Source organism: Streptomyces sp. NPDC020379 (assembly GCF_044387105.1).
Lineage (GTDB): Bacteria > Actinomycetota > Actinomycetes > Streptomycetales > Streptomycetaceae > Streptomyces.
Map to the genome: position 1 here is coordinate 1 of NZ_JBIRVR010000058.1, position 1,338 is coordinate 1,338.

General features: G+C 70.3%; 1 protein-coding gene. It reads left to right on the plus strand.

What is annotated here, in order from left to right; all coding sequences use genetic code 11:
• The first annotated feature begins 113 nt into the window (after positions 1 to 113).
• Positions 114 to 1,322 carry an IS110 family transposase gene (locus ACH427_RS32315; RefSeq protein ID WP_398875391.1) on the plus strand — a complete coding sequence of 403 codons (1,209 nt, stop codon included), beginning with the start codon at positions 114 to 116 and terminating at the stop codon, positions 1,320 to 1,322.
• The last annotated feature ends 16 nt before the right edge of the window (positions 1,323 to 1,338 follow it).

Below are 1,338 nucleotides of genomic sequence, written 5' to 3' on the forward strand. Positions count from 1 at the left end.
CGTCCGGTCCGGTGCAAAGCCGGACAGTTCACGGGCGGCAGGTCTGCATAACGTGGATGCGCGCGTACGACACCGACGCCAAGGCCAGCCGCATCAAAGGAGTTGAGAGCACGATGTTCGACACCGGCGACGTGGGCGTGTTCCTCGGCCTGGACGTCGGCAAGACCGCCCACCACGGCCACGGGCTGACCCCGGCCGGCAAGAAGGTCCTCGACAAGCCCCTGCCCAACAGCGAGCCCAGGCTGCGGGCCGTCTTCGACAAACTGGCCGCGAAGTTCGGCACCGTCCTGGTGATCGTGGACCAGCCCGCCTCCATCGGCGCTCTCCCGCTGACCGTGGCCCGCGACGCGGGCTGCAAGGTCGCCTACCTGCCGGGACTTGCCATGCGCCGGATCGCCGACCTCTACCCCGGCGAGGCCAAGACCGACGCGAAGGACGCCGCTGTCATCGCGGACGCCGCCCGCACCGTGCCCCACACCCTGCGCTCGCTGGAACTCACCGACGAGATCACCGCAGAGCTGACCGTGCTGGCCGGGTTCGACCAGGACCTCGCGGCCGAGGCCACCCGCACCTCCAACCGCATACGCGGCCTGCTCACCCAGTTCCACCCCAGCCTGGAACGCATCCTCGGGCCCCGCCTTGACCACCCCGCGGTGACGTGGCTGCTGGAACGCTACGGATCCCCGGCCGCCCTGCGGAAAGCCGGCCGCCGCAGACTCGTCGAAGTGATCCGGCCCAAGGCCCCGCGCATGGCCCAGCGGCTGATCGACGACGTCTTCGACGCGCTCGACGAGCAGACCGTCGTCGTTCCCGGGACCGGCACCCTGGACGTGGTCATCCCGTCCTTGGCCCGCTCGCTCGCGGCCGTCCACGAACAGCGCCGGGCCCTGGAAGCCCAGATCAAAGCCCTGCTGGAGGACCACCCTCTTTCCCCGGTCCTGACCTCGATGCCGGGGGTCGCGGTCAGGACCGCCGCCGTCCTGCTGGTCACCGTCGGCGACGGCACCAGCTTCCCCACCGCCGCCCACCTCGCCTCCTACGCCGGTCTCGCCCCGGCCACGAAGTCCTCGGGCACCTCCATCCACGGCGAACACGCACCCCGAAGCGGAAACCGGCAGCTCAAACGGGCCATGTTCCTCTCCGCGTTCGCCGCCCTGCACGACCCCGCCTCCCGCACCTACTACGACAAATGCCGAGCCCGCGGCAAGACCCACACGCAAGCCCTCCTCCGCCTCGCCCGCCACCGCATCAGCGTCCTGTTCGCCATGCTCCGCGACGGCACCTTCTACGAGTCACGGGTCCCCGAAGCAGCTGTCGCATGACCAGCCCAGGCTTGAC

Bases quoted from the DNA above. Each gene is read 5' to 3' on its own strand.
- ACH427_RS32315 (WP_398875391.1), top strand. From the start codon at position 114: ATGTTCGACACCGGCGACGTGGGCGTGTTCCTCGGCCTGGACGTCGGC.